At 42.4% G+C, this 25611-nt stretch carries 22 protein-coding genes and 1 tRNA gene; 9 read left to right on the top strand and 14 right to left on the bottom strand.

The features are described 5' to 3' along the window. Positions 1-46: 46 nt before the first annotated feature. The 7 genes from Q0541_RS26050 to Q0541_RS34615 all read right to left on the bottom strand — a co-directional run bounded on the left by Q0541_RS26050 (position 47) and on the right by Q0541_RS34615 (position 7899). The gene (locus Q0541_RS26050) at positions 47-985 is read right to left on the bottom strand and encodes a hypothetical protein (protein ID WP_298917621.1); all 939 of its coding nucleotides are present in this window, start codon (positions 983-985) and stop codon (positions 47-49) included. A 3-nt stretch (positions 986-988) separates the two neighbouring features. Beyond that, entirely contained in the window at positions 989-2104 is a 1116-nt protein-coding gene (locus Q0541_RS26045; RefSeq protein ID WP_298917619.1) for a DUF3696 domain-containing protein, read from the bottom strand. Next, the gene (locus Q0541_RS26040; protein ID WP_298917616.1) at positions 2104-3216 is read right to left on the bottom strand and encodes a DUF262 domain-containing protein; all 1113 of its coding nucleotides are present in this window, start codon (positions 3214-3216) and stop codon (positions 2104-2106) included. Before Q0541_RS26040 ends, Q0541_RS26045 begins: the two co-directional genes overlap by 1 nt. Positions 3217-3466: 250 nt before the next feature. Continuing rightward, on the bottom strand, positions 3467-4231 hold the full coding sequence (locus tag Q0541_RS26035; RefSeq protein WP_298917613.1) for a Uma2 family endonuclease: 765 nt from the start codon (positions 4229-4231) through the stop codon (positions 3467-3469). A 130-nt stretch (positions 4232-4361) separates the two neighbouring features. Next, entirely contained in the window at positions 4362-5648 is a 1287-nt protein-coding gene (locus Q0541_RS26030) for a homoserine dehydrogenase (RefSeq protein WP_298917804.1), read from the bottom strand. Between the two features lie 219 nt (positions 5649-5867). Next, a complete protein-coding gene (petH, locus tag Q0541_RS26025; RefSeq protein ID WP_298917801.1) occupies positions 5868-7214 on the bottom strand; it encodes a ferredoxin--NADP reductase in 1347 nt (448 codons plus the stop codon). A gap of 535 nt (positions 7215-7749) precedes the next feature. Beyond that, positions 7750-7899: a helix-turn-helix domain-containing protein gene (locus Q0541_RS34615; RefSeq protein WP_366941932.1), complete on the bottom strand. Its 150-nt coding sequence runs from the start codon at positions 7897-7899 to the stop codon at positions 7750-7752. A 443-nt stretch (positions 7900-8342) separates the two neighbouring features. On the opposite strand from Q0541_RS34615, the gene Q0541_RS26020 reads away from it, so the two are divergent. The 4 genes from Q0541_RS26020 to Q0541_RS26005 all read left to right on the top strand — a co-directional run bounded on the left by Q0541_RS26020 (position 8343) and on the right by Q0541_RS26005 (position 13501). Further along, positions 8343-9347 (top strand): phosphoribulokinase, encoded by a 1005-nt coding sequence (locus Q0541_RS26020; protein WP_298917610.1) that lies wholly within the window; start codon positions 8343-8345, stop codon positions 9345-9347. Between the two features lie 266 nt (positions 9348-9613). Next, positions 9614-10888 (top strand): methionine adenosyltransferase, encoded by a 1275-nt coding sequence (gene metK, locus Q0541_RS26015; protein WP_298917607.1) that lies wholly within the window; start codon positions 9614-9616, stop codon positions 10886-10888. Positions 10889-11442: 554 nt separating this feature from the next. Beyond that, positions 11443-12408, top strand: a complete 966-nt coding sequence (locus Q0541_RS26010; protein WP_298917604.1) for a protochlorophyllide reductase — start codon at positions 11443-11445, stop codon at positions 12406-12408. Positions 12409-12880: 472 nt separating this feature from the next. Continuing rightward, positions 12881-13501 (top strand): TMEM165/GDT1 family protein, encoded by a 621-nt coding sequence (locus tag Q0541_RS26005; protein ID WP_298917601.1) that lies wholly within the window; start codon positions 12881-12883, stop codon positions 13499-13501. A gap of 114 nt (positions 13502-13615) precedes the next feature. Here the strand turns inward: Q0541_RS26005 and Q0541_RS26000 are convergent, their stop codons facing one another. Continuing rightward, a complete protein-coding gene (locus Q0541_RS26000) occupies positions 13616-14509 on the bottom strand; it encodes a tetratricopeptide repeat protein (protein ID WP_298917598.1) in 894 nt (297 codons plus the stop codon). Positions 14510-14887: 378 nt separating this feature from the next. Here Q0541_RS26000 and Q0541_RS25995 point away from each other — a divergent pair, with 378 nt between their 5' ends. Next, positions 14888-15910, top strand: coding sequence for a hypothetical protein (locus Q0541_RS25995; RefSeq protein WP_298917594.1), 1023 nt, complete (start codon positions 14888-14890; stop codon positions 15908-15910). 122 nt (positions 15911-16032) lie between these two features. Here the strand turns inward: Q0541_RS25995 and Q0541_RS25990 are convergent, their stop codons facing one another. Next, complete coding sequence (locus tag Q0541_RS25990; RefSeq protein WP_298917591.1) at positions 16033-17202, bottom strand: homocysteine biosynthesis protein; 1170 nt, start codon at positions 17200-17202, stop codon at positions 16033-16035. A 274-nt stretch (positions 17203-17476) separates the two neighbouring features. Continuing rightward, entirely contained in the window at positions 17477-17686 is a 210-nt protein-coding gene (locus Q0541_RS25985) for a hypothetical protein (protein WP_298917588.1), read from the bottom strand. A gap of 253 nt (positions 17687-17939) precedes the next feature. Between Q0541_RS25985 and Q0541_RS25980 the strand changes: the two genes are divergently transcribed. The 3 genes from Q0541_RS25980 to Q0541_RS25970 all read left to right on the top strand — a co-directional run bounded on the left by Q0541_RS25980 (position 17940) and on the right by Q0541_RS25970 (position 18979). Further along, positions 17940-18485: a hypothetical protein gene (locus Q0541_RS25980; protein ID WP_298917586.1), complete on the top strand. Its 546-nt coding sequence runs from the start codon at positions 17940-17942 to the stop codon at positions 18483-18485. Between the two features lie 87 nt (positions 18486-18572). Next, positions 18573-18782 (top strand): hypothetical protein, encoded by a 210-nt coding sequence (locus Q0541_RS25975; protein WP_298917584.1) that lies wholly within the window; start codon positions 18573-18575, stop codon positions 18780-18782. Further along, a complete protein-coding gene (locus tag Q0541_RS25970; protein WP_298917581.1) occupies positions 18779-18979 on the top strand; it encodes a hypothetical protein in 201 nt (66 codons plus the stop codon). The genes Q0541_RS25975 and Q0541_RS25970 overlap by 4 nt, the downstream gene beginning before the upstream one ends. A gap of 87 nt (positions 18980-19066) precedes the next feature. On the opposite strand, the gene Q0541_RS25965 is transcribed toward Q0541_RS25970, so the two are convergent. Together Q0541_RS25965 and Q0541_RS25960 are read right to left on the bottom strand one after the other, a co-directional pair. Further along, on the bottom strand, positions 19067-20794 hold the full coding sequence (locus tag Q0541_RS25965) for a succinate dehydrogenase/fumarate reductase flavoprotein subunit (RefSeq protein WP_298917578.1): 1728 nt from the start codon (positions 20792-20794) through the stop codon (positions 19067-19069). Between the two features lie 521 nt (positions 20795-21315). Further along, positions 21316-21633 carry a hypothetical protein gene (locus Q0541_RS25960; protein ID WP_273765957.1) on the bottom strand — a complete coding sequence of 106 codons (318 nt, stop codon included), beginning with the start codon at positions 21631-21633 and terminating at the stop codon, positions 21316-21318. Positions 21634-22658: 1025 nt separating this feature from the next. Here Q0541_RS25960 and Q0541_RS25955 point away from each other — a divergent pair. Next, the gene (locus Q0541_RS25955) at positions 22659-23507 is read left to right on the top strand and encodes a hypothetical protein (protein ID WP_298917574.1); all 849 of its coding nucleotides are present in this window, start codon (positions 22659-22661) and stop codon (positions 23505-23507) included. A gap of 425 nt (positions 23508-23932) precedes the next feature. Here the strand turns inward: Q0541_RS25955 and Q0541_RS25950 are convergent, their stop codons facing one another. Together Q0541_RS25950 and Q0541_RS25945 are read right to left on the bottom strand one after the other, a co-directional pair. Then, the gene (locus Q0541_RS25950; RefSeq protein WP_298917571.1) at positions 23933-25255 is read right to left on the bottom strand and encodes an ABC transporter substrate-binding protein; all 1323 of its coding nucleotides are present in this window, start codon (positions 25253-25255) and stop codon (positions 23933-23935) included. Positions 25256-25447: 192 nt separating this feature from the next. Then, a tRNA-Ser gene (locus Q0541_RS25945) sits at positions 25448-25539 on the bottom strand. Positions 25540-25611: the final 72 nt, after the last annotated feature.

Raw genomic sequence — 25611 nt, 5'->3', positions numbered from 1 at the left:
TGGAAGATAGATAAAGGCGATCGCTTTTTATGATTAGGCTTTAAGATTATTGGATTTTTGGCCCGATGTACCCAATGATGATTTTGCCAAGCCCTAATTCTGTAGAAAAATGAAGCCGCCAAGCCCCTGCACCAGTCATTCTTAGGTGCAAACTGAATATACGATACACATCATCAGGACACTTAAAAGTTAGCTTATCCTCTAAACTTTGAAGCCTAGAGTCACTTTCTGGAGTAACTTTACTGGCAACAAGGTCTAAATCAAAATCTCCATCTCTCCAAGTTTTACAACAGTTTTCTAGTTCAAACAACTTTCTGACAATTTGTCGTAACATAGGGCTACCATTGCCAAGGCTTTGTATTTGTTGACCGACACTTTCACAAAAGCTGAGAGAGGGAAATAAATCTTTTTTACGTTGCCATAAATTGCAACCATCACGAACCCCTGTTTTCAGCCGTTCCTGTATCCAAGAAAGATTTTCCTTTACGTTTTGTATGGTACTAGCATGAGTAACTGTGACTGTATCTAAATTCAAATTATCATATTCAAGCCAAGTATATTCCAGTGAAATGCTATTAAATTCCCATTTTTGATCTGAGTTTATGCTTAATGCTAACGATTCAAGTAGATAGGCAATTCCCAAGCCTTCGCTTTTTTCTCCTTCATAGAGAAAATCTGAGAGGATATTTTTATTTTCAATATCTGAATCTTGAATATCTTCGAGATAAGGTGTCTTTGCTGCTGTCAGAATAAATCGTATATCGTCTCCATTTACAGTTTTATCTACTAACCAGTTAGATAACGAGTAATTATCTGCTAATACAGTATTGTAAAACTCATGATTAGTGCGAATTATTGGCTTAACACCTAGCTCTGCTGCTTCACGTGCGGTCAGAATTAATTCTGACATTCTTTGTTTAGCCATCTTAATATTATTAGCAGCAGATCGCAAAGATAACTCATTCAATACCATTTCCAAGTCCATCTGCTACGCATCCCTTGGCTTAAGTAAAGTTATTAAATCTTTTTCCCATTCATCAAAAAATCCATCAGGCCAATAATCAATTCTGCCATTACGATCAATTTTTGGTGATATTACCTCTGTCAAAGCTTGTCCTTGTTTTTCTTGTTGCTGAAAGTAATGCAACTGGACATAATGTGGGGGAATAATACCGCCATGAACAGCAAGACGAATTCCGTTTAAAACATGATCGCTATGAGTTTCTATCACCACTTGAACACCACAACTAGCAGCCAGTGCTAACAATTCACCCATTTTTGCCTGTCCTCTGGGATGAAGATGAGCCTCTGGGTTTTCAACTAGAATTAGTGTATCAAGAGGAGATGAAAGTATAGCTACAATAATTGATAAAGTGTAAGTAATTCCAAAACCAACATTGGTTGCACGGTAACGATTACTATCTCCATAAAAATATTTTATAGTCACCAAACCCATTGCTGAGTTAGCTTCTATTTTAATACGTATACCAGGACTAACCTCTCTCATCCATGCTTCCACTTGATCTATCAGATTCATTGATTTTGCTTGTGGATAGCTGAGATTGGCGATGGGAATTGATTCATCTCCATAAATATAAAGAAAATGGGCTGTATATTCTCCTTTAGTACCAATTTGTCTAAGTCGTCTGACTTGATAATCAGACATTTCATTAAATGAACGTGGGCCGATACGTTCTGCTTGAAGGTAGTGAAAATATTTACTAAAAATATTTGATTTATAGATTTCAGAGTCATTTGGTTCTAAAATCACATTTAATACATCTTCTTGTTTTTTTTCTGGGTTGTAATTAAAATCCCATATAGCTTCATACTTTTCAGAAATAATCTCAAAGCTTATATGGTTATTTTTAGCACTCTCATGTAGGGCATCTTGTGCCGTACCAATATTTACTAAGTCACCGTTTAGCGCCAAGCCAGTTTTTGGCAATAAACCCTGTTGATATGATTGACGTAGTAGTAGTAGTGATTGAAGTACAGAAGATTTACCAGTGCTATTGAGACCAGAAATTAGTGTTAAAGGTCTAAACTCAAGGAACTGATTATCAAAACGTTTGAAGTTGATCAGGCGAAGAAAACGAATCATTAAAGCACTTCCTGAATTATTTTTTCTATAGTACTAAATCTATACTGTACTTTCTCGGCAGCCTGAGATATAGATTCTAAAAAGTCTTTATCATTGTCTATATATGTCTTGAATATATCAATCAAATTTTGTTTTTTATCTATTAAAATTTGTATTTTATCATCACTCAATTTACTCAAAAGTACTGACCAAGATTCAAATAGAGCTTTATTGATAGGAAACTGTCTTTTCTGAGAATTAGATATTTTCCGAAATGCATCTTTACCAAAGATATTCCAGTTAGCTAGAATTGTTCTTTGAAAATTATTTTCAATGTTATGTAGCTCGGTTTCAGAGAGTTTATTTGTCTTAGATAGTGCTTTAGTTAAAAAAGTATCTCTGTTGTCGGCATAATCTTTATAAGAAGTCAAAGTAAAGGCTAGGAAACCTAGTATAAATTCTCGATCATCCATACGCATTATCCGCTTATCTCCAATTTTAACTACCTGTTGAAATTTGGGATATGCAGCAAGTTTAGTTAAAAACTTTGTTCCCTTACCAGGATTAAGAGCATGGCGTAATTCTTGAGGAGATAAAGCAAGCCCTCCTGTATTAATGCGTTTGAAAATATTATATTTAATTTCTGGAGGTGTGCCTTTTTCGATCAAATATACTGTTAGTTGAGTTTCTTCAAGGCGGCGTTGGTATCTGCGATCAATTTGATCGTAGGTTTTACCTTCCAGATTTGTAAGATATTCTAATCCAGATAGTTTGAGTTTTTTGTCGAGAATAAAACGCTTTAGTGCAAATAGACGCTGTAATCCATCGACTACTAACCATTTATCTTCATTAGTAGCATCTATATAAAATGCTGGTATGGGGATGCGGATAATAATAGATTCTATAAGCCTGCTTTGGGCATCTTCTTTCCATATATCCGCATGACGTTGGAAATCAGGTGCTAAATCAAGAGCTTCTTCATTGATTCTTTTAAGCAATAACTCTATTGTTGGTTCCCTAGTTACAATGTTAATTTTATCAGGGTCATACTGGAAAGTAACTTTTTCCTCTTGTTCTTCTTCTAAAGTTTCTTCATCAGCTAATTCTGCATTGTAGTTACTCAAATCTGTCACAGCGCTTACTCCTTAGTATTAACACTTGTTTGTTCACTCAGTTATTAGTGATGCTTGGTGTTACTACATCACCAAATGGAGCTTTTTAATTGGCATATTTCAATGCTACTATCTTTCAAAATGATAGAGACGCGAAATTTTGCGCCTCTACGTGTCTAGTCTATTACTTGTTTATCTTCCCCAGCCAAATTCAAAATTGGCGCGATCGCCTCCGGTAACATTAGAGCGATCGCACCCTTAAACCAAATACTTAAACCTCTGGTCCAATACCGAGCGATCGCAATTGAGCAGTTAGGCGATCGGCTCTTTGTCTTTCCTGTTCAGCCCGTTGGGATTCTTCTTCAGCTCGTTGGCGTTCTTGTTCGGCTCTTTCTGAGCCAGTCAACAACAAATTACCCTGCAAATCCCACCAACGCAACCAGGGCAATTCGACATTTTGATAAACTCCTTGCCAAATACCTAACTCAACTCCCAAGCGCGTAATCGGATAATGTCCGCGCTCATTCGCTGCTAATAACTGATATTGTCCACCAATTAATTCATAAACTTCTACACTGGCTTTATTCACTTCATAAATGCCATAATAAGCCGGATGAATTACTTGCTCATAAATCCAAAATTTACCTTGGAAAGGAGTTTTATCTCGTTCTTCACTACCATCCCCAGAGACAAATTCCAAAGCAATCAAAGGGGCAATAAATTCTCGCCACAGTACATAAGACCTGCGTGTTTGTCCATCGAGCAAGGGCGGTACATTTCCTACATAAAACCAATCTGGTGCTTCTGCTCCTCGTTCTGGCGGGTCTGTCAAGCGCCAGTAAATACCTAAGTCCTGACCTATACAATATTGGCCTTCAGGATGTAATTGTTTAAGGACGGGTGTAATCGAGTCAGTGAGTAAAATACTTTGGGGATGCTCTTGCCAATTTTTCACGAAAGTACCATCTGACTCTGGTAGCTGCGTATGGTCGGGGAAAGGAGTGAGGGCTGTGGATGGGTCGGTTGCAGAGGTCATAGGGCTGTCCTCGCGCAGGAGTGAGGTTTGTTGTTGATTTTAGCAAGCACAGACGCAAACAGAAATCTGAAAAACTAAGTATTCTAGCCTACGGGAACCCCTGACGGCGATCGCTCGCTAAACGATAATCTCAAAGTACACGCAGTAAACTGGGAATGCTTTCTATCGCTGACAAATTCCGAATTTCTGCCAAAGCTTGCCGAAAGTTGCCTTCTGGCACATCATGGGTAACAACCACAATCTCTGCTAGTTCCCCTTGAAAGCCAGTTTGGACAATTGACTCTAAGCTAACGCCGTAGTTACCAAAGCAAGTCCCTAATTTCCCGATAACTCCAGGTTGGTCATTGGTGAGAAAACGGGCGTAAAACCGAGTTATCAGTTCTGCCATCGGCGCAATTTGGCAGTATTCTTGATGTCCACAAGCTAATAATGGATTTGGTATTGCTGTATTGGTTTTGAGGACAGCAACAAGATTCAAAATATCTGATGTGACAGCACTGGCGGTTGCACCAGCACCAGCACCGGGGCCGAAAAACATTACCTGGCCGATGGGTTCTCCTTCGACAAGAATGGCATTGTAAACGCCGTTGATGCTAGCCAAAGGGTGGGCTTGGGGCACCAAAGTAGGATGAACTCTGACGGAAAGAGCGGATGAGGGAGGATTACGTTTGGCGATCGCTAACAATTTAATCACAAATCCCAATTTTTCGGCGTAGGCAATATCTGTTTTGCTGACTTGCCGAATCCCCTCAGTATAAACATCTTGTAAGTTGATGCGTCCACCAAAGCCTAATGATGCCAAAATGGCAATTTTATCTGCTGCGTCTAAGCCATCGACATCGGCTGTGGGGTCAGCTTCAGCATAACCTAAGCGCTGGGCATCAGCTAAGACATCGCTGAAGTTGCTGCCTTCTGTTTGCATCCGCGTCAGGATGTAGTTAGTTGTACCGTTTACGATGCCTGTTACAGTATGAATGCGGTTAACACTTAAAGACTGCTTTAGGGGTTGAATCACAGGAATACCACCACCCACAGCGGCTTCTAGCATCACGTATACGCCAGCTTGATTGGCAGTTGTGAAAATTTCCGCTCCAAAGCGGGCGATCGCTGCTTTGTTGGCAGTGACTACATGCTTACCATTACTTAAAGCTTTGAGGATGAGCGATCGCGCCGGCTCCAATCCACCCATCACCTCCACAACTATATCTACCGCTGGATCGTTGACAATAGCTTCTATATCTGTAGTTAAAACTTCCGTAGACAATTCTACTGCCCGGGGTTTATCTAGCGATCGCACTCCCACCCGATAGATTTCTATCTCTTGCAACAACGGGTGACGCCCAGCCCCATCTTGCAACAACTGCACTGTCCCCGTTCCCACGGTGCCTAATCCCAGTATTCCTAGTTTCACACCCACAAATTTTGCACCCAATTTATTTTTTAAGTACTGAGTGCTGAGTGCTAAGTGCCAAGTAGTTAGAAGTATTTAGTACTTTACCACTCAGAACCGAGAACTCTTTCCTCAACTATTTATAATATTCATAACAAAACAATTGTAGGGTGAGCATTGCCCACCCTACTTATTCATAACTCAGAACAGGCTAAACCATAGCTATCCGCTAACGGAACTCAGCACTTAGTAGGTTTCTACGTGCCAGCGATGAGCTTTTTTGAGTTGCTTCTGGTAATCACTCCAGGTTACGCCTTCCTTAGCAGCAGCAGTAGTTAAGGCTGCATCAATACCTTCTTCCATACCCCGCAAACCGCAGATGTAGGTATGGGTTTTTTCATTTTTAATCAACTGCCACAATTCATCAGCATGTTCCGCTACGCGGTCTTGGATGTACATTCTACCGCCTTGAGGATTTTTTTGTTCCCGGCTGATCGCACCAGTGAGGCGGAAGTTTTCAGGATATTTTTGTTGAATTTCTTCCAGTTCTTCCTTATATAAAAGGTTTGGAGTTGTCGGCACACCAAATATTAGCCAAGAGAATCCTTTAAATTCGTATTCTGGGTTAGCTGCTTTTTCTGCATCTTTAAACTGACGCCACAGATAAGCTCGCATAGGGGCAATACCTGTTCCGGTTGCCATCATGATTACATTAGCATCAGGGTCATCGGGTAATAACATTTCCTTACCCACAGGCCCTGTAATTTTTACATCTGCTCCTGGTTCCAGGAAACACAGGTGTGTAGAGCAAACACCGTAGACTGTTTCGCCAGTTTCTGGGTGCTTGTACTCCAACTGACGGACGCACAGTGAGATTGTCTTATCATCGACATCATCGCCATGACGAGTTGAGGCGATGGAATATAGTCTAAGTTTTTCCGGCTTGCCGTTCTTGTCTAATCCTGGTGGAATAATCCCAATACTTTGACCTTCTATATACTTCAAATCCCCGGCAGAAAGGTCAAATTTGAGGTGTTGAACAATACCAATCCCACCTTCTTTGACTAGCGGTTCATTAGATATTACCTTGCCAATAAATGGAGCATTGGGACGGTAAGTGTTGACAGGAATGTCACCTTGGTCTTTTTTGGCTTTCGCTTGAGTCATGGTGTTGCCCTTCTTGTCCTTGTTCTTGAGCTGTTCTTGTGCTGGTGGTTTAGCTAAGTCTTTAGCTTCACTATCAGCATTTACAGGTGTGGCTTTACCATTCCCTTCACTGTTAGCAGTTTCCCCAGATGTAGCTAACTCGCTGACAACGCTTGTAGCATTCCCAAGTGAGGCTTTACCATTAACTTGCTCTAGAGCAGTTATGGGCTGGATGCTAACAATTGTGCCGCCTAGACGAGTGATACGTCGCATTTCTTGATTCATGCGGTTGTAAGGCACTCTGATGAACACACTGCCACTTTTACGAATTGGGTAGTTAGTTTGATCAGTTTCTTCCGTCTGACGCAAACCCACTACTTCATATACGAAGAGGCGGCTACCTAATTCTGTGTTGGCAGCACCCTCAACAGCACCTTGATTGTACATTCGTTCTACCACTCCGATAATTTACTTAACCGTTTTTCAAAAAAAACTATTCCCCTACCTTGCCAGCTTTAGTTTAGCGGATTTTCGTTTCACAAAACTGGAGAAAGAAGGAAAAACGGCATCATTAAATTAATGCCTTGCTAAGTATACTCACCAAAGACATGCAGGCATAGCAAAAAACACACCTGTTCACCTTCTAAGGTAAAGGATAAGTCTTGTGGAGAATGTTAATAATGAGTCAATTTAATCTTTTTTTTGTTAACTACCACCCCCGTCAGGGAGATAGCTTTTTACCTTACTACCTAACGAGCAACTTCCAATGGCAGATATTGTTGGAGGGCTGCTTTGATTGGTGGAAATTACTACTCAGTTTCCCTCCAAAAATTGCCGTTGTGCTTGCCTACTCCAAGAATTTCAATCGGAGAATGGCAAGGAGAGGAAGGGTTTCTTCCGATTGGTTTTACTTGTTTAAATCTACTACTCTCTCGGAATGTTATTAGCTATATTCATCACCTGTCTATAGATAATTAAATGACTAGTACATTGTGGCGTCAGTTTGCCTACCTTTAACAAGGGATTTTGCCCCAAGTCTGGTCAGTATAGGTAGTTTACAGCCAATAATTTGACTAATGCAATTTTTTTGCTCATTCGTTGGATAGATTTTTGCTTTGAATATCTTAAGCATTGTCAAGCCGGAATTACAATTTAAGAAGATAAACAAATTCGTGGCAATAATAAATTATACCTTATAGACTTAATTATATATCACAAGTAACAGCTTGACAGAGGTACAACACTGATGGGCGGTACTGATCCCCATTTTTAAATTAACAGCTAAATCAACAAAATGATTGATGAACCACGCTAATTCTTCTAAACAGCAATCTTGTATGGAATACCCCCTTCTGTTAAAATCAAATACACCACTAGGATTAAATACTTACCGGCACCAACATTCAGGCTAGTCCGACGAGTAGCAACTTAATTACTTTGTTGCCTACCCGCTTGGTGTCTTATAGATGTGCTAGGTAGCAAGAACGCAGGATAAACCAAAGGGGTAAACTCCTGGCTTCAGAATCTGCTGTGTGAAAAAATATTGACACAATTTTAGTATTTTAGAGGAGATTTATGACAAGTAAGTCGGAACGCGTGGTACTGATTGGAGTAGCCGGAGACTCTGGGTGCGGGAAATCTACGTTTTTGCGTCGTTTGATAGATTTGTTTGGTGAAGATTTAATGACAGTCATCTGCTTGGATGACTATCACTCCCTGGATCGCAAACAGCGTAAAGAAACAGGGATAACTGCATTAGACCCCAGGGCGAACAATTTTGACCTGATGTATGAGCAAATTAAAGCGCTCAAAAATGGTCAAGGGATTGATAAGCCGATTTATAATCATGAAACCGGCTTGCTTGATCCGCCAGAGCGGATCGAGCCGAATCGCATTATAGTTGTTGAAGGATTGCATCCTTTATATGATGAGCGGGTGCGATCGCTAATCGACTTCAGTGTTTATTTTGACATTAGCGATGAAGTCAAAATTGCCTGGAAAATTCAGCGAGATATGGCTGAACGTGGTCATCGCTACGAAGATGTGTTAGCGCAAATCAATTCTCGCAAACCTGACTTTGATAAGTTTATCGAACCACAAAGAGAATTTGCCGATGTAGTTCTTCAGGTATTACCCACGAACTTGATCAAAAACGACACCGAGCGTAGAGTCTTAAGGGTACGTATGCTCCAGCGGGAAGGTAAGGAAGGCTTTGATCCAACCTACCTATTTGATGAAGGGTCAACAATTAATTGGACTCCCTGTGGACGCAAGCTGACCTGTTCCTACCCAGGTATGCAACTATACTACGGTTCAGATGTTTACTACGGCCGCTATGTCTCAGTACTAGAGGTAGATGGTCAATTTGACAACTTGGAAGAAGTAATTTATATCGAAACCCATCTCAGCAATACATCCACAAAATATCAGGGTGAATTGACTCATTTGTTACTCCAGCACCGTGAGTATCCAGGTTCCAATAATGGTACTGGTTTCTTCCAAGTACTTACAGGTTTGAAAATGCGTGCTGCCTATGAGCGGTTGACAGCTACGGAAGCAAAGTTAGCGGTTCAGGTTTAAAAGCAGCAGTGTTTGTGTCAAAGTTTGTGGGGGCGCTTCTGGGTGTCCTCCTTTTTTTTGTGTTATTAAATACATTTTATCCACAAAATAATTAGCATAATTTATCTTATTTACAGATACTTACCTTATAGATAGTGGTTTTTATCAATATTAAGAAGATACTAACTACTGAAGTATAAATATTGTTATGATTTCATAAATTAGATAGTTGAACTAAATACCCACATTTAGTCAGCGAAAAAAACTCAATAAAGGAGGAATTTCCTTTGTCTCGTCGATATCTATTTACCTCCGAGTCAGTCACCGAAGGTCATCCTGATAAAATCTGCGATCAGATTTCTGATACCATTCTGGATGCCCTACTGACACAAGACCCCAGCAGCCGTGTCGCCGCTGAAGTAGTAGTTAATACTGGTTTGGTGTTAATCACTGGTGAAATAACCACTAAAGCCAATGTGAATTTCGTCAATCTTGCCCGCAAAAAAATTGCCGAAATTGGCTATACCAATGCTGATAATGGCTTTTCTGCTAACAGCACCAGCGTTCTGGTAGCTTTAGACGAACAATCACCCGACATTGCCCAAGGCGTTAACACCGCCCAAGAAACCCGCGAACAAGATAGTGATGAACAATTCGACAAAATTGGCGCGGGCGATCAAGGTATAATGTTCGGTTTTGCCAGCAACGAAACACCAGAACTGATGCCCTTACCCATCAGTCTCGCCCACCGCATTGCTCGCCGATTGGCAGCAGTCCGAAAAACGGGTGAACTACCATACCTGCGTCCTGATGGCAAAACCCAAGTAACTGTGGCTTACGAAGACGGACGCCCCATAGGTATTGATACTATCCTGATTTCCACCCAGCATACAGCCACTATTGGGGAAATTACAGATGAGGTGGCGGTACAAGCCAAGATTAAACAAGACCTCTGGTCAGCAGTAGTCGAACCTGTTTTTGGCGACATTGACATTAAGCCTAATCAGGAAACACGTTTTTTAGTTAACCCCACTGGCAAATTTGTCGTTGGTGGCCCTCAGGGAGACTCTGGTTTGACAGGACGGAAAATAATCGTTGACACCTACGGTGGTTATTCACGGCATGGTGGCGGCGCTTTTTCTGGCAAAGACCCCACCAAGGTAGACCGCTCTGCTGCCTATGCAGCTCGCTATGTGGCGAAAAATATTGTCGCCGCTGGGTTAGCAGAAAAAGTTGAAATCCAGCTATCATATGCTATTGGCGTAGCGCGACCAACAAGCATTCTGGTGGATACCTTTGGTACAGGCAAAGTAGATGAAGAAACCTTACTGGAATTAATCAACCACTACTTTGAACTGCGTCCAGCAGGGATTATCCATGCCTTCAAATTACGCAACTTACCAAGTGAACGAGGCGGACGTTTTTATCAGGACGTCGCGGCTTACGGTCACTTTGGGCGGGCTGATTTAGACTTGCCTTGGGAACAGACCGATAAAGCCGAATTGTTGAAGCAAGCAGCAAACGAGTCACTTTCGGCAGTAGCTGCTCCGGCACTAACTTAGACTAATACGTTACTACAAAACATCTAACATGTTTATCTGAGGGTATAAGCAACTTAACAACTTGCTTATACCCTTATTTATCTTTCAACTGTCGTCAGCCATTTCACCAATATCATAACCGTCTCAACCCAGAACCAAGCTTCTGTACGGGCGAAATAGCACCATTAGGGGATCGGTCTTAACTGTCAGGACACAATAAGAGTGTAGTTTTTTTCGGTGCATCTTTTTTTGTTTCTTCCATCCATAACGTAAGCGATAGCGTCCGTAAACAGCTTCTGTCACTCTCTGGAGTGAGCAAGTAGTAACTAAGTGAAATTATCCAGAAGCATAGCAGGGTTTAACGCCAACACAGAAACCATGTACTGATCATTCATAGTGGCTCGCCGTGACTTTTGGCAAATACAAGGGTTAGCTCAACCAAGTACAGCTTTGAAATAACCTGTTATTTAATGAGAAGCGATCGCCAAGCATAACACCTCGAACAATCAGAGGTGGTAACTCAGTGATGTAAAATCCTGAAGATAGTAAAAGGTGATTAACAGAGTCTGAATAGAATGGTACAGGATAGGAAGTCAACGGTTGTAATCACAGGTGCCTCTTCAGGGGTCGGTTTGTACACTGCCAAGGCTCTTGCTCAAAGGGGATGGTACGTAGTGATGGCCTGTAGGGATATAGCGAAAGCTCAACTTGCAGCCCAATCTGTGGGAATCCCCCACCAGGGCAGCTACACTATCATGCATATCGACCTTGGCTCAATGGATAGTGTTCGACAATTTGTGAACAACTTCCGAGCAAGCGGTAACTCCCTAGACGCTTTGGTATGCAACGCCGCAATTTATATGCCTTTGTTAAAGGAGCCACTGCGAAGCCCAGAAGGATTTGAATTAAGTGTTGCTACAAATCACCTCGGACATTTCCTTTTGTGCAACCTAATGCTAGAGGATCTGAAGAAGTCATCATCTTCAGAGCCAAGGCTGGTAATTTTAGGAACTGTCACCCATAATCCTGACGAACTGGGTGGGAAAATTCCGCCGCGTCCAGACTTGGGCGATTTGCAAGGCTTTGCAGAAGGATTTAAAGAGCCAATCTCAATGATTGACGGCAAGAAATTTGAACCAGTCAAAGCTTACAAGGACAGCAAGGTTTGCAACGTGCTGACTATGCGGGAACTACATCAGCGCTATCACGAGTCAACTGGTATCGTTTTCAATTCTCTCTATCCGGGATGTGTTGCAGAAACGCCGCTATTCCGAAACCACTATCCTCTGTTTCAGAAAATCTTCCCATTATTCCAGAAGTACATCACTGGGGGATATGTGTCTCAGGAGTTGGCGGGAGAAAGGGTTGCGGCGGTGGTTGCCGATCCTGAGTACAATCAATCTGGTGCTTATTGGAGTTGGGGAAATCGCCAGAAGGAAGATGGGAAGTCCTTTGTTCAAAAGGTTTCTCCTCAAGCCCGCGATGACGACAAAGGCGATCGCATGTGGCAACTAAGCGCCAAGTTGGTTGGACTTGCATGATGGGACAGGACTTGGCATTACTATGCGTGTAGGTAACCAATGGTTGAGGTGATTCTAGGTCACCTCTGACTTTATTGATAGTTTTATTTAAATTACGCTATACAGTCAATACAGTTTTGAAAAAAGCTGGTATTAGTGCTAACAGGAATAAATAGATGATGAGTTTTTACCTCAGTAAGCACTGAATCGGGCTGTATGTGCCGCTTCACTCTCCATTCCCTAATCTTGACTTCTAACTGTAACAGATGTATGATTGTGATCGCATAGAAGGGGAGTAGCTGCTGGCAAAAAAACTTCAAAGCCAGTACATCTGAATCAACATACTGGCGATGAGCCTGGTTCAGGTGGCAAGTAATAAATATTTGAAAGCGAGACCTTCACTAAGTTCACACCGAAAAGTGTAAACTTGGTGAGGTCTTTTGGTTCTCATCAAGCTTCACATCGGTAAACGATTCTTCAGGAGCTTGAGAGAGTGTTAACAGCTTTTACCGCAGCTTTATTATTAATTACAGTTTCAGAATTAGGCGATAAAACATTTTTTATTGCTGTGATTTTGGCAATGCACCACTCGCGGCGACTAGTATTTACAGGTGTGACAGCCGCTTTAGCCGCGATGACAATCCTTTCGGTACTATTTGGACAAGCGGTATCTTTGTTACCAAAAAATTATATTCATTACGCCGAAATAGTTTTGTTTATTGCCTTTGGTATCAAGCTGTTATACGACGCTAGTAAGATGTCCGCAGCAGCTTGTGATACAGAAGTTGTACAAGAAGCTGAAGCTGCGGTGAAAAAAGCAGATTTGCAACTGCCAAAGCAAAAGACTTCCTTGGGAATTGTAATAGAAGCCTTTGTGTTGACATTTATGGCAGAGTGGGGCGATCGCACCCAAATTGCCACCATTGCCCTAGCAGCCGGAAATAATCCAATTGGAGTGACAATAGGTGCAATTTTAGGACATGCCATTTGTGCTGCGATCGCAGTTATCGGCGGAAAAATGATTGCCGGACGCATTTCTGAGCGTCAACTCACCCTGATTGGCGGATGCCTGTTTTTGGTCTTTGGTGTTGTTGCTGCCATTGAAGGAGCGTGAGGGGACTGGGGAGTAAGAATTTTAGATTTTAGATTTTAGATTTTGGATTAAAGAATTGAAATTTAATCTAAAATCATCAATTCCATTATCCAAAATTGAATTGCCCAATGCCCATTACTTGGGAGTACTTTCCAATGAAGGTGCGGGAGATGCAGCAGGATTTGGGATAGGGGAAGCCGTTGCTGCGTTTTTAATTTCATCTTTATACTGAGCAGGTGCTAAAGCTGCGGCACTATTAAACAAAAGTTTTGCATCTGCGTCTTTGCCCTGTTGTTTTAGGAGCATCGCTTTTGCCACAACGGGGCGAAAATCCTTGGGATCTTTCTTAATTGCTTGGTCATATACAGAGCTAGCTTGAGCGTAGCGTTTCTGGGAAGCGTGAACAGAACCTAACAGTACAAGTACTGCTACTGTATCTACACTTCCAGACTGAATTGTATTTGCTTGGGCTGCGTTAGAAAGGGTTTCTTGCAGCAAACCAATGGCCGCTTCTGGGCGTTGCTGACTGATCAACAGAGCCACCATTCCTTGCAAAGCCTTCAAATCGCCTGGTTTCGTGGACAAAACCGAGCGATAAGCTTGAGCGGCTCCTTCGCGATCGCCAATTTGCTGTTTGGCTTGAGCCAGTAGCACTGAATATTCTGACTGTTCGGGATTCAGCTTGGCTAGCTTTTCTAGGGGTTCAATGACGACTTGGATATCAGCTGGTTTAACCTCACTTTTTTCTTTTTGACTCAGTAGTTGTAGCCGCGCCTGCAATAATCCCTTAAGCGCAGTCTGATTTTCTGGTTCCCTTTGCAAAACCTGTTCATAACCCCGTACTTCGTCTTCCAGTTTTGATTTTTGGTCAGCGGAGGTCAAAGTGCCTCTGCTGCTAGCTGCATTCTGGCTTGAGGGTGGCGTATTATTAAATGCTCCAATTATGGGAATCACTGAAACACCCACAAAAGCAAGAATTGCCAGCGCCAAGACGACTTGAACTATCCAACGATTGCGCGGTTGAGACACAATTTTGTCTTTCTCCTAAATTTTAATGACATTATCATTTACACAAATCATAAAGTTAAAAATTTCCAAAACTTTGCGGAATACTGCCAATTGCCTGTGAATTTTATAACAATTAACTATCTACACTGCTAAAGTAAGTGATGACTTTAGGAGGAGCCGTCAGAATTGTAGCTATGATATGCTTCCGAAACTAGTGTAAAGGCGCTAAATTACACATTTAGTGTATAAACACTAAATTTAGCGCCTTTAGTATTGTATAGAGTACCCTAGTGTGACTTTGTGAAAAGCAAATATATTTTCATTAGTCGCACAAATGCTCTTTCCATCTGCGTTTGTAAAATCCCACAATGGGATGTGTCTGTGCCGCAAGGAGTTTTTATGAATTCCGACCTGATGCCGTTGCCTGAATCCTCCAATTCTTCTGCCTCTAACCAGGGCCCAACTAACGTAGAGGCAGCCGCTAATGTTCACATAGCAGCCCACTCCTCTAAATCTGAAAATTCGCCTGTCAAACCCAGTGAGACTGACTCAAATGATGGGTTTGCCAATCGACAGCAACCGATTCCGCCTCCCAGCGAACCGATGCAGTACCGAGCAATCGGGTTACTCCGGGGTCGCTATCATGCTAGCAGCGAACAATTTACTCAAGGTACGCTGCTGACCAAAGATGGTGTAGAACTCAATGCCGTCCTCCTAGGCCGGATTATGAGCTTAGTTAAGAATCACCTAGACTTAGAAAAAGAACATTTGTGGGTGGTATATCCACGCACAAGACAAGAAAATGATACCTTGCACATCCAAATCGTTGGAGTTTGGGAGCCAGAAAATCTGGCTAAAAACTCAACAGATGAGGACGAGTCAGACTTAGAGTTGCAAGAGGTACAGACCCCTGATCATGGCTTATCCGAAAACTCTGAATTAAGTACAACTGCCTTAATACCCTCATCAGAAGTTGCAGATGGTGGTTTTTCTGTTCGTGGTGAGGTAGTATACCAATCTTTTGACGCTAAGAGCTTAGTAGTCAAAATTAGGCAGGCTGCACGCAAACCAACTGACAAACCCAAATATTTTAAGTTGAAATTGAGGGGTGTGCTGACTACCAAAGCAGTAGGAAAGTTCTGGGACTTCCAAGCCAAGCGGGAAGCTGACGTTTTGATCGTAGAAAAAGCTGAGGCGATCGCTGACTTGCCCAAAAAACGCAAACCACCATTCAAAGGTGGTCCTCGTGCTGGTGGTGGTGGTGCTGGTGGTAGAAAACCATTCCCCCCCAAACGCAGTGGCGAAACCCCTCGTCCCATCAAGAAAACAGGCGCAGGCGGCGACCCCTCTGTAGTGTCAAAACCTATACCAAAAACGCCCGCTCCTAAGCCCATTAAGCGACCAAAACCAAATCAAGAGTAGGGCTTTGGGCATGGGGCAATTCAATTTTAGATTTTGGATTAATGATTTTAGATTAAATTTCAATTCTTTAATCCAAAATCTAAAATCTAAAATCTAAAATTCTTACTCCCCAGTCCCCAATATCAAAAATCCGTTCGACGGTCTTGGGGTAGAAAAGATCGTTCCATCGGAATTGGGGAAACTGGTTCTGTAAGGGTAAACGTACCTGCTTCGATCCACTTTTTCAGCTCTTGGGCGACTTGCCTAGAAAAAAACAAACTCGCTAAAGGGGCAACGCGTACTGCTTTGCCCTCAATGGTGATACTCCCAGACTTGAGTTGAGCGTAACTCACCAAACCAAAGGTGGGACGGACGCGCCGCGGAATCGAAAAGTCCACTATTGGGGCTACTAAGTCTTTATTTTGCACGGCACAGTGTTCAACTACTTGTTCATTTAATACAGGCAGTGGTACACCAACGCCTAACATCAAAGAAGGGCCATAACTTTTGAAATAACAACCCCGCACCCAATGAGCATCCATTTGCTTGGCATCACCAATTAAAGCTAAAGTGGCGGAAGGTCCAATCGGTGTCCGATTAGCTAAACGCTTTTGTAAAGGGAAGTGCTGAGTGCCTTCCCAAGCAACATAGCCAACACCGCCGCCTAAAAAAATTCTTGTACCTATACCAATGAGTTGCAAATCGGGGTCGTTGAATAAGGGGGAAATAGCACCGGGGTTAGAGTAAACGGCATTCCCCAGACGCGGTTGTAAAGGGCCAAGATAGGTGAAGAGAGGGCGATCGCCACCATTTACCCCAACAATAAAATTTTGATAAAGATTGCGCGGATTGAATAAATAAAACTGATTAATTGTGTCTCTAGTAACTGTAGTTTCAAAAGTTGCTCTAGGGTAACAATCTGTTACTTGTCCCTGTGCTTTGACGTGTATAGGTTTACCAGCGATCAAATCTTCGATTACATGACCGCCGCCGCGTTCTCGGACTTCTTCCCCGTCCATCGTTTCCACAGCACAACTCGCACCCAAATATAAATCTACTGCCCCAAAACCAGAGTATGCTGGCACGCCATCTAACCAGCAACGGCGAATTTTTATCGGGGGGTCAGTGTGTCCGAGATTGATAATTGCACCACTTGATTCCATCGGCTCAAAAGTGCCAGTGGTAACTACATCAACTTCTTTAGCAGCTTTAGTAACACCGATTTCTACAACTCGTGCTTTTAATTCTTCAGTTGTCAACACTACCGCACGTTGGCGGCTGATTTTTTCATTAATTTCGGCAATTGTTCGCATTTTATCAGTGCTAGCGCTTCCTGTCTTCCTCTTTGAAGGATATCTTGATAAATCACAGACTCTTGCATAATTTCTTCTGGAAATAGTTGTCGCCAATCCTACGCGAGTGCTTAAACCCCGCCCATTTTGAAAAGGAGGAGTTCTTAGAGAGAGCATTATTATTCTGTCGTGGCTTGAGTTATGAGCTTTACCTTGATTCCAAAAAACTACGGTTTTCAAGGTTTCACCTAGCCTATTCATCTAAGCCCCAATTTGAACTATAGGCCAGAGGCAATCATTCACTTCGATTGAGTTTCTCTCTTAAAAGAGCTTCTACCTCACTCTCAGGATTGTCAAGATCGAAAGGATAAGGTTGTTGTGTAGCAGAGTCACTACGACTCATCAAAACTTGTAATGCAGCCCGAAACGCTTCTTCCTCATTCCTATGTTCTGAAATATACCGTTTTAATTCAGTATTGGTCATCTGGTTGAGGTTCTGCATCATAGAACAAATTTCCAATTCCCATCTTGATCAATTATGACTGCAATCTTATCGTTCAAACCAGCTTGAATATAAAGCGTTTTTAACTTTTGGTCGTAGCGGAAAACCTGGATAGACTGATACAGATTAGAAAGTAACTGGCAAAGAAATATCGCTGTATCTGATTGTTTCTGTGTTGGCATGAGGTTGTGTGGCTGCTACGTTTTATATATAAATATGTTACATTTATATAAATATAGTGAATATACAAGCATATATGATGCCAGTTATCAGAATACCTGATCCCATTTACAAGAGGCTCCAAGCCATCGCTGTCCCTTTCGAGGATACACCTATCAGTGTTATTGAGAAGTTGTTGAATGAATATGAGGCACGTCACCAGCCTCAGCAAGTTTCTGAAATCGAAAATTATAGAGTTCTTGAACCTGATACTGTAAACAATTTGCACCATACCAGAGTGCTTCGAGCCGTCATGGGTGGTGAGGAAATTCATCAACCAAACTGGAACAAAATCCTTGATCAAGCACACGAACTTGCTATTCGACAAGGACTTTCTATAGAGGATCTGATCAAGCTAACCCTTGCTCATGTTGTTAAGGGTGAAAAAACTAATTTTGGTTTTCACTATTTGCCAGAGGTAAACATTTCGGTGCAAGGCGTAGATTCAAATCTTGCTTGGCGTAACACTTTGCACTTAATGAAGAATTTGAAAATGCCAATTGAAATATATTTCGAGTGGCGCGACAAAGAGGGAGCAGCATATCCCGGTGAGAAAGGTAAGCTTATTTGGAATGCTAAATAGGATGTGAGAATCACAACTATGACAGCATCAGTGGATAGTTTTATCTGATTATAAGTGTTACAGATAAATTTGTAAAAAGAAAAATTTATGATAAAAGAATTAACGGCTGACGAGCTACAACCAACAGCAGGACAGCTACAATGCTTGTATAGACTTTGCCATCAACTTACAAATGTGATGTTCCAGCCAATTCACATCGTGCGATTAGATAAACGATCGCTGAATATATTTATATTAGCTGGACAAAATGAAGAAATAGAGCTAGAAATTACACCAGATGGTAGTATAGAACCATGAATCAGGTAAACTATGCAGTAATGAGTGACCAAGAGCTAAAAAGTTACCTTCTTACCCACAGAGATGACAAGGATGCCTTTTATGCTTACATGGATAGACGAAAATCTCGTCCTCATGATGCTGCAATAAAATTAAACGATCCAGCTTGGGAAGAAAAGATAATAGCTGTCATTCAGAAACAATTAGGTTCTGATTGATAGCTTAATCATTTATATTCATATTCTTAATCGAGGTAGACTAAATTTTTATAGTCACCTCGATTTTCTAAATGAATTTATCTTTGACTAATACTTCCGCTCTTTTGGCTCAAACATGGTAATCGCCACCGGTCGATATTGAATGTCAATTCCCGCTGGTGAATAGTAAGCCATTGTGTGTTTGAGGAAATTAGCATCATCTCGCTGGGAATAATCTTCGCGGAAATGAGCGCCACGACTTTCTTGGCGATTCAGGGCTGATGCCAAAATCGTCTGTCCCACTACCATCAAACTTCGCAATTCCAAGGCTTCCACAAGTTCTGTATTCCAGCAACTGCCTTTATCATCTAAATAAATTTGCGGAAATTGCTGTTGTATTTCTTCTAATTTGTGTAACCCTTGACTCATTAATGCCTCAGTGCGGAAAACACCGCAGTACTGAGTCATACAATCCTGGAAGGCTTGACGAACATGGTTAATGCGGTACTGCCCTGGTTGTTCTAGCAAAGCTTGAATTTGTTGCTGGGCTTCCGTTACATAGCGTTGCTCATCCACAGAGGGCAACTTACGTTTTTGTACAAATTGGGCGATCGCAGCCCCAGTTCTTTTGCCATAAACGACACATTCCAGCAGGGAATTACTCCCCAACCTATTAGCACCATGTACGGAAACACAAGATGTTTCGCCAGCAGCAAAGAAAGCATCAACTAGACCATCACCACTGCTGCGGACTTGCCCATCAGTATTAACTGGGATACCACCCATACAATAGTGAATTGTCGGGCGGACTGGCATAGGTTGAGTTACCGCGTCAACACCTACCAAACGGTGTGCTTCTTCCCAACAGAAGGGGACACGACTCATAATTTTTTCTTTGCCCATGTGCCGTAGATCCAGATAGACAAAAGGGCCACCAGCGCTACCATTGAGATGAATACCACGACCAGCACGAATTTCATAAGCGATCGCTCGTGAGGTAATATCACGAGGAGCCAATTCCATGCGACTGGGTGCGTAGTTCGCCATAAAGCGATCGCCTTCACTATTAATCAGATACGCCCCTTCTCCCCGTACCGCTTCCGAAATCAGCACCCCTACCGGATATAAACCAGTGGGGTGAAATTGGACAAATTCCATATCTTCGAGCGGCAAACCTGCGATCGCAGTCATTGCCAAACCATCACCTGAAGAAGCGTAATCATTAGAGGTGGTGTTATAAACGCGGCCATAGCCTCCGGTGGCAAACATCACCGCCTTAGCCCGTACCACCTCGATATGTCCATCTAAAAGATTGAACATTACCACACCCTTGGCCTCATTTTCTGACAAAATCAGACGCATCACGTACCATTCTTCATAAACTTGTACGCCATAACGCCGCAGGTTATTAACCAATTCGTGCAAAATCGCATGACCGGTCTTGTCCGCAGCGTAGCAAGTGCGGTTGTGGGAATGTCCGCCAAAAGCCCGTTGGGCAATGCGCCCATCAGGTAAGCGAGAGAATAAAACGCCCATGTGTTCCAAGTCAATCACCACATCTGGCGCTTCCTGGGCGAGAATTGCCACAGCGTCTTGGTCTGCCAAGTAATCAGAACCCTTGACAGTATCAAAGGCATGTGCTTCCCAACTATCTTCTGAATCAACATTTTTCAGCGATGCAGCCATACCACCTTGAGCCGCAACCGAGTGGGAACGAATTGGGTGGGTTTTAGCAACCACAGCAATATTTAAACTAGGGTCAGTGCGGGCAATTTCCACAGCAGCGCGACATCCCGCCAATCCACCCCCGACAATAATCACATCATGTTCCAGCATAATTAGCCCCCGACTGCAAACCACTGCTGTTCTATTGTAGAGACGTGATTAATCAGGCAGTGCGTTGGGGAGCATCCCAATTTTGCCAAAATACACAGGATTGGCACAAAAACCCTTTATAAACTCTTTCCTTTATCTTCTTTGTGATAGCACTCGCTCATGGGGAGCCAGCGTTATGCGTTAAAGCGTCTCACGCCACTTGCTACAACTCTTGGAACCACCAAGGGCGCAGTGGCTCCCCTTCTCACATTGCCAGAGGCTAACCCTAAGGCAGAAAACTGTGCTGCCTTTGCTTTGCAGTTGATTATTTCCTTCTCCTGTCTAAGTCAAAATACCATATGAAAGAAAGTAAACTTGCATATTTGGGAGGTTCCCGTGCGTTGCAACAGTGGCGTCTCTCCAAAAAAATTCCCTGCCTATAGACAGGGATGTTATTACAAATTTTGAAATTAAGAGTCAAAAGTTAAAAATGAAGGGTTATGGGACAGATGGAGTAGAGACGCGATTAATCGCGTCTCTCTTTAGCTAGTTGCTTGTACAGGTTGTTGCTGAGACACATTACCTGGTATGGGTTCCATTTTGGTTCCCGGTCCTACAGGAGTGACTTCAATATGATTTAACAAGGTAGTGACAAACGCAAACAACAAGAAAGGTAGCGAAAGCAGAACGACAAGACCCGCTGTTGCTAAAGCGTAAACGGGTCGCTTGGCACCCATCAGCGCCAAGGCTGATGCCAAACTTAGGGTAATTGTAATCAACCAAACAATTATTTGACCGTAGATATCACCGAAAGTCAGGGTACAGACAAACCGGTACTTTTGAGTATTATTTCCGCTCATCACATTTGCCTCAAGTCTCTCCTAATAGGTTCTACGTTAGAACCATGTTTACCTTCTAGACAATTTCTAAATATTTTTGCAAGCTTCGTAATATCACTTCACAATCAACTTTTTCTGTTGTTACAAAACACAATTCCTAGTACAGCATGGCGTAAATAGACCAACCATACTTTATGGAAAACCCTTCTCCTGTAGTCATCGCAGCTTGGAATTCTCCCCCTTCCCTTGTACTATGGTGTACACACAAGTCCTAAAAGCATAGTAATGCAAGAGTGTGTTATGCCGTAGGCTAACGCACCAGCCTAGATTCAAGCCAATGTCCTGAACAGTTGGTACAAAGACTAAGTACAGCATTTCATTAATTCTATAGCGAACTAAATTTAGCAATATGTTGCAATGCCAATGTATCCCGATACAATGTTAATGCATCGGCCGCATTGTGAATGCGTCTCCCTGCAAGCCAATGCATCCCGATACAATGTTAATGCGTCGGTCGCATTGTGAATGCGTCTCCCTGCAATGCCAATGCATCCCAATGCAATGTTAATGCATCGGCCACATTGTGAATGTGTCCTCCTGCAATGCCAATGCATCCCAATGCAATGTTAATGTGTTGGCCACATTGTGAATGTGTCCCCTTGCAATGTTAATGCATCCCGATGCAATGTTAATGTTAATATGTTCCCTTGCATTAAAAAGGCTACGCTTTTACGCAAAACTGGATTAAGAAAGCTCAGTGTTGATATAGACTAAGTTTTTTGGTAAAAGTTTTTGCAATCCTGATCACCTCCTCAACAAATAGACTGTTTGCTTAAAGCCAAGATAATTTTTGTCATTTGTCAAATTCCGGATATTTAGGATATAGTATTTAATTTTTTGCTGGGAAATATTAACTAGATAAATCCAGCAAAGTCAAGATGTAAAAACCGATTTTTTGATGTTAAATTTTGAGTATTGCCCGAATTTGTTGACTTCAATCAACAAAACCCTTTATTTTTCGTGGCAATATTGTTTTAGGAGTGAATGTGAATACTATTTTTCTTCGTAAAGGTGTTTTTTGGTTGCCAAGTATAGCTGCTCTTACAGTCCTGAGTAGCGGCTTATCTGCAATTGCCCAGACAGTTGATAAGGTGAGCAGTCAGCCATTAACCGACCCTTCCGCAACCGTGGCGTCTCCCAACGACTTTAGTACAGAACTAGACACTGCAAGCCAAAATCTCTCTACAGAAACAACTGAAACATTTACAGTCACAAATTTAGCTAAGGTACAGCAGCCCCCCAACGTTGCAATACAGGAAAATGCCAGTGTAACGCCTACACCCATTCCAGGCACAGTGGCAACCTCATCTGCGACGCTCACTTCTGAGTTTGTACAACCAACTTCTCAAACTACTGCTCAACCATCTGCTCCCAAAGTGGCGCAATCGGATATTGATTTAGGTAGAACTACCCGTGGTGGTGGCAGCAGCTATATTGGCGTTGCTGCTAACATTGGTTTGAGTGGTGATGCTGACTCGTCTTTGGGCGACGGTAACTTCGCGGTAGTCAGCAAAATCGGACTGACAAATTCTATATCGGTGCGACCCTCAGCCGTATTTGGGGACAACACCACAATTCTACTTCCAATCACTTACGATTTTACCTTCAAATCAGCAGATGCTTTTAGCGAACCGTTAGCTATTGCACCTTACGTCGGAGTGGGTGGAGCTTATAAAACCGGTGATGATTCGCAATTTGCCTTTTTAGTAACTGGTGGGATTGATGTGCCTCTAACTCCTCAATTCACGGCAACGGCCGCTGTGAATGCCGGATTTTTCGATAAAACTGATGTGGGCTTGTTGTTAGGAGTTGGTTACAACTTCACTGGCTTTTAAGCTCGACTTTATCCATTTTTTTCGCAACGTGATTGCTATCGCTGAAACCTTTGTGGTCCGGTAGTTTTACTTTTTTAACTTCATCGATAATCTGTGACATGAAAAAAGTATTTGCCGAAAAACCAGGGTTTTTGCCGGATAAAGAAAAGCGAGTTCTTAATTTTGGATAAAGTCGAGTTAAGAGGATGTTTGGAAAGTCGTAAAGTATACTATAAACTTTGCTTTCATTCCTCTCTCCCGAAAGGTCGAGAGGCTTTGAAACGCCGATTCACTTGTAGAGAATCGGGGCTGGGAGTTAGGTTTTCGAGATTTTAGTGTTAGCAATAAGACTTTTAAAACATCCTCAAAGAGTTAGGAGTTATGAGTTAGAAGTTAAGAGTTAGTAATGTTTCACTCATAACTCATAACTCATAACTGCTAACTTTCTACTTGGGGGTAACTTTGCCAATTACTTTGATTTTGCCATCGTCTCCTACTGTCCAAACATCGTATACACCAACGACATCGCCGTTAGCATCAACATCTACGTTGCCACTGGCTCCTTGATAGTTAATCTTCTTACCATCTTTAAGTAACTTTAGTCCCTCGCAGACATCAGTAACTTCTGTACCAGGTCCATCAGCGACTTCACGAATTTTGTTGGCTATACCAACACCTGTATTTTCTTTAGCAGCTTGCGCTGCCAACGTCAATAAGGCAGTTGCATCCCAAGTTTGAGGAGCGTATTCCCCTGGTGCACTACCTTTTTTATCCTTCCACAGCTTGTTGAAAGCTAAGAGTGCTTTACCATCAGAACCAGGTACTGTACCGATCGCTCCGGTCAAGATATACTTACCGTCACTGTCTTTGCCAACTTGTTCTGGGAAAGTCGGTGATTTCACACCATCTGTAAGCAGAATCTGTACTCCCTTAGCCACGCCTTGCTGATAGGCGGCCTTCAAGAACAGACTGCCAGTTTCAGCGTATAATACGGCCAGCACTGCATCTGGCTTACCAGCAAATGCAGCAGCTGCTTCTGTATCAAAAGTCTGCGCTTTTGGGTCGTAGCGAACAGGCTTATCTTTATTAACGATGGTTCCACCCAATTTTTCAAAAGTTTGCACAAATGCCTTTTCAAAGCCAACGCCATAGTCGTTATTAATCACGACTGTAGAAATTCGCTTGAAACCTTTTTGATTGGCAAGTTGGGCTAATGCTAGTGCTTGGTAAGTATCCGGGGGAGCAGTACGCGCCCAAAAGCCTTTAAAGTCACCCTTTTGGGCCTTTTCAGTAAAGACGGGACTGGTACTACCAGGGGAAACCAGCATGACTTTATTCGGCGTGGCAATGGAGACTGCTGCACTAGAAACACTACTGGCAAAGGAACCAACTACACCTGCTACTTTATCTAAAGTTGCTAATTTGGTCATACCCGCAGCACCAGCTTTGGGGTCGGTTTGGTCGTCTACTTGCACCAAGGTCACTGGTTCGCCATTGACACCACCGCAAGCGTTGACTGTATCGACAAGTAAAGGGACAGAACCTAGCATCTGTTGTCCGACAGAAGCCAAGTCGCCTGTTGTCGGTAGCAGGGAACCAATTTTTAACCCTTTAGCACTGCTTGTAGTAGTTGAATCTGCCGCTGGGGTAGCGGTACTTCCATTGTTCGCTGTGCCATTGGGGGTACTAGTATCACCACAAGCCCCAACTAGGAACCCAATTGCTAGGGTAGCTATACTGAAGGTTAAGGCGGCGCTAATTTTTTTCATAAATCACTTTTACTCCTCAGATATTTAGAAGCCTAAAAGTAAGATTCAAACTAGATTTGTAACTTAGCTGGATCTTATCAAGACTCCAAAGGATAAATCATATCATCCATCTTTGGAAGTAGAAGTATTTACCCCTACATTAATATTTACTTTTGTACACAGAATATACTGCGTATATCAAAGGCTGGAAAACGGAGAGGGAGGGATTCGAACCCTCGGTACGGAGTTGCCTGCCGTACAACAGATTAGCAATCTGCCGCTTTCGACCACTCAGCCACCTCTCCTGACTTACGAACATCAATGTTAGCAGACTTGTTGGGAAGAGTCAATAGTCATTTGTCATTAGTAACAACAAA

Origin of the sequence: uncultured Nostoc sp. (assembly GCF_937863485.1) — a bacterium.
In the GTDB taxonomy this organism is placed as follows: Bacteria; Cyanobacteriota; Cyanobacteriia; order Cyanobacteriales; family Nostocaceae; genus Nostoc.
This window is presented reverse-complemented; position numbering and strand designations above follow the sequence as displayed.

Coding starts and splice junctions, on each gene's coding strand:
- Q0541_RS26050 (WP_298917621.1), bottom strand. CDS start 985: ATGGACTTGGAAATGGTATTGAATGAGTTATCTTTGCGATCTGCTGCT.
- Q0541_RS26045 (WP_298917619.1), bottom strand. CDS start 2,104: ATGATTCGTTTTCTTCGCCTGATCAACTTCAAACGTTTTGATAATCAG.
- Q0541_RS26035 (WP_298917613.1), bottom strand. CDS start 4,231: ATGACCTCTGCAACCGACCCATCCACAGCCCTCACTCCTTTCCCCGAC.
- petH (WP_298917801.1), bottom strand. CDS start 7,214: ATGTACAATCAAGGTGCTGTTGAGGGTGCTGCCAACACAGAATTAGGT.
- Q0541_RS34615 (WP_366941932.1), bottom strand. CDS start 7,899: ATGCTTAAGATATTCAAAGCAAAAATCTATCCAACGAATGAGCAAAAA.
- Q0541_RS26020 (WP_298917610.1), top strand. CDS start 8,343: ATGACAAGTAAGTCGGAACGCGTGGTACTGATTGGAGTAGCCGGAGAC.
- Q0541_RS26010 (WP_298917604.1), top strand. CDS start 11,443: ATGGTACAGGATAGGAAGTCAACGGTTGTAATCACAGGTGCCTCTTCA.
- Q0541_RS25995 (WP_298917594.1), top strand. CDS start 14,888: ATGAATTCCGACCTGATGCCGTTGCCTGAATCCTCCAATTCTTCTGCC.
- Q0541_RS25990 (WP_298917591.1), bottom strand. CDS start 17,202: ATGCGAACAATTGCCGAAATTAATGAAAAAATCAGCCGCCAACGTGCG.
- Q0541_RS25985 (WP_298917588.1), bottom strand. CDS start 17,686: ATGATGCAGAACCTCAACCAGATGACCAATACTGAATTAAAACGGTAT.
- Q0541_RS25980 (WP_298917586.1), top strand. CDS start 17,940: ATGATGCCAGTTATCAGAATACCTGATCCCATTTACAAGAGGCTCCAA.
- Q0541_RS25975 (WP_298917584.1), top strand. CDS start 18,573: ATGATAAAAGAATTAACGGCTGACGAGCTACAACCAACAGCAGGACAG.
- Q0541_RS25970 (WP_298917581.1), top strand. CDS start 18,779: ATGAATCAGGTAAACTATGCAGTAATGAGTGACCAAGAGCTAAAAAGT.
- Q0541_RS25965 (WP_298917578.1), bottom strand. CDS start 20,794: ATGCTGGAACATGATGTGATTATTGTCGGGGGTGGATTGGCGGGATGT.
- Q0541_RS25960 (WP_273765957.1), bottom strand. CDS start 21,633: ATGAGCGGAAATAATACTCAAAAGTACCGGTTTGTCTGTACCCTGACT.
- Q0541_RS25950 (WP_298917571.1), bottom strand. CDS start 25,255: ATGAAAAAAATTAGCGCCGCCTTAACCTTCAGTATAGCTACCCTAGCA.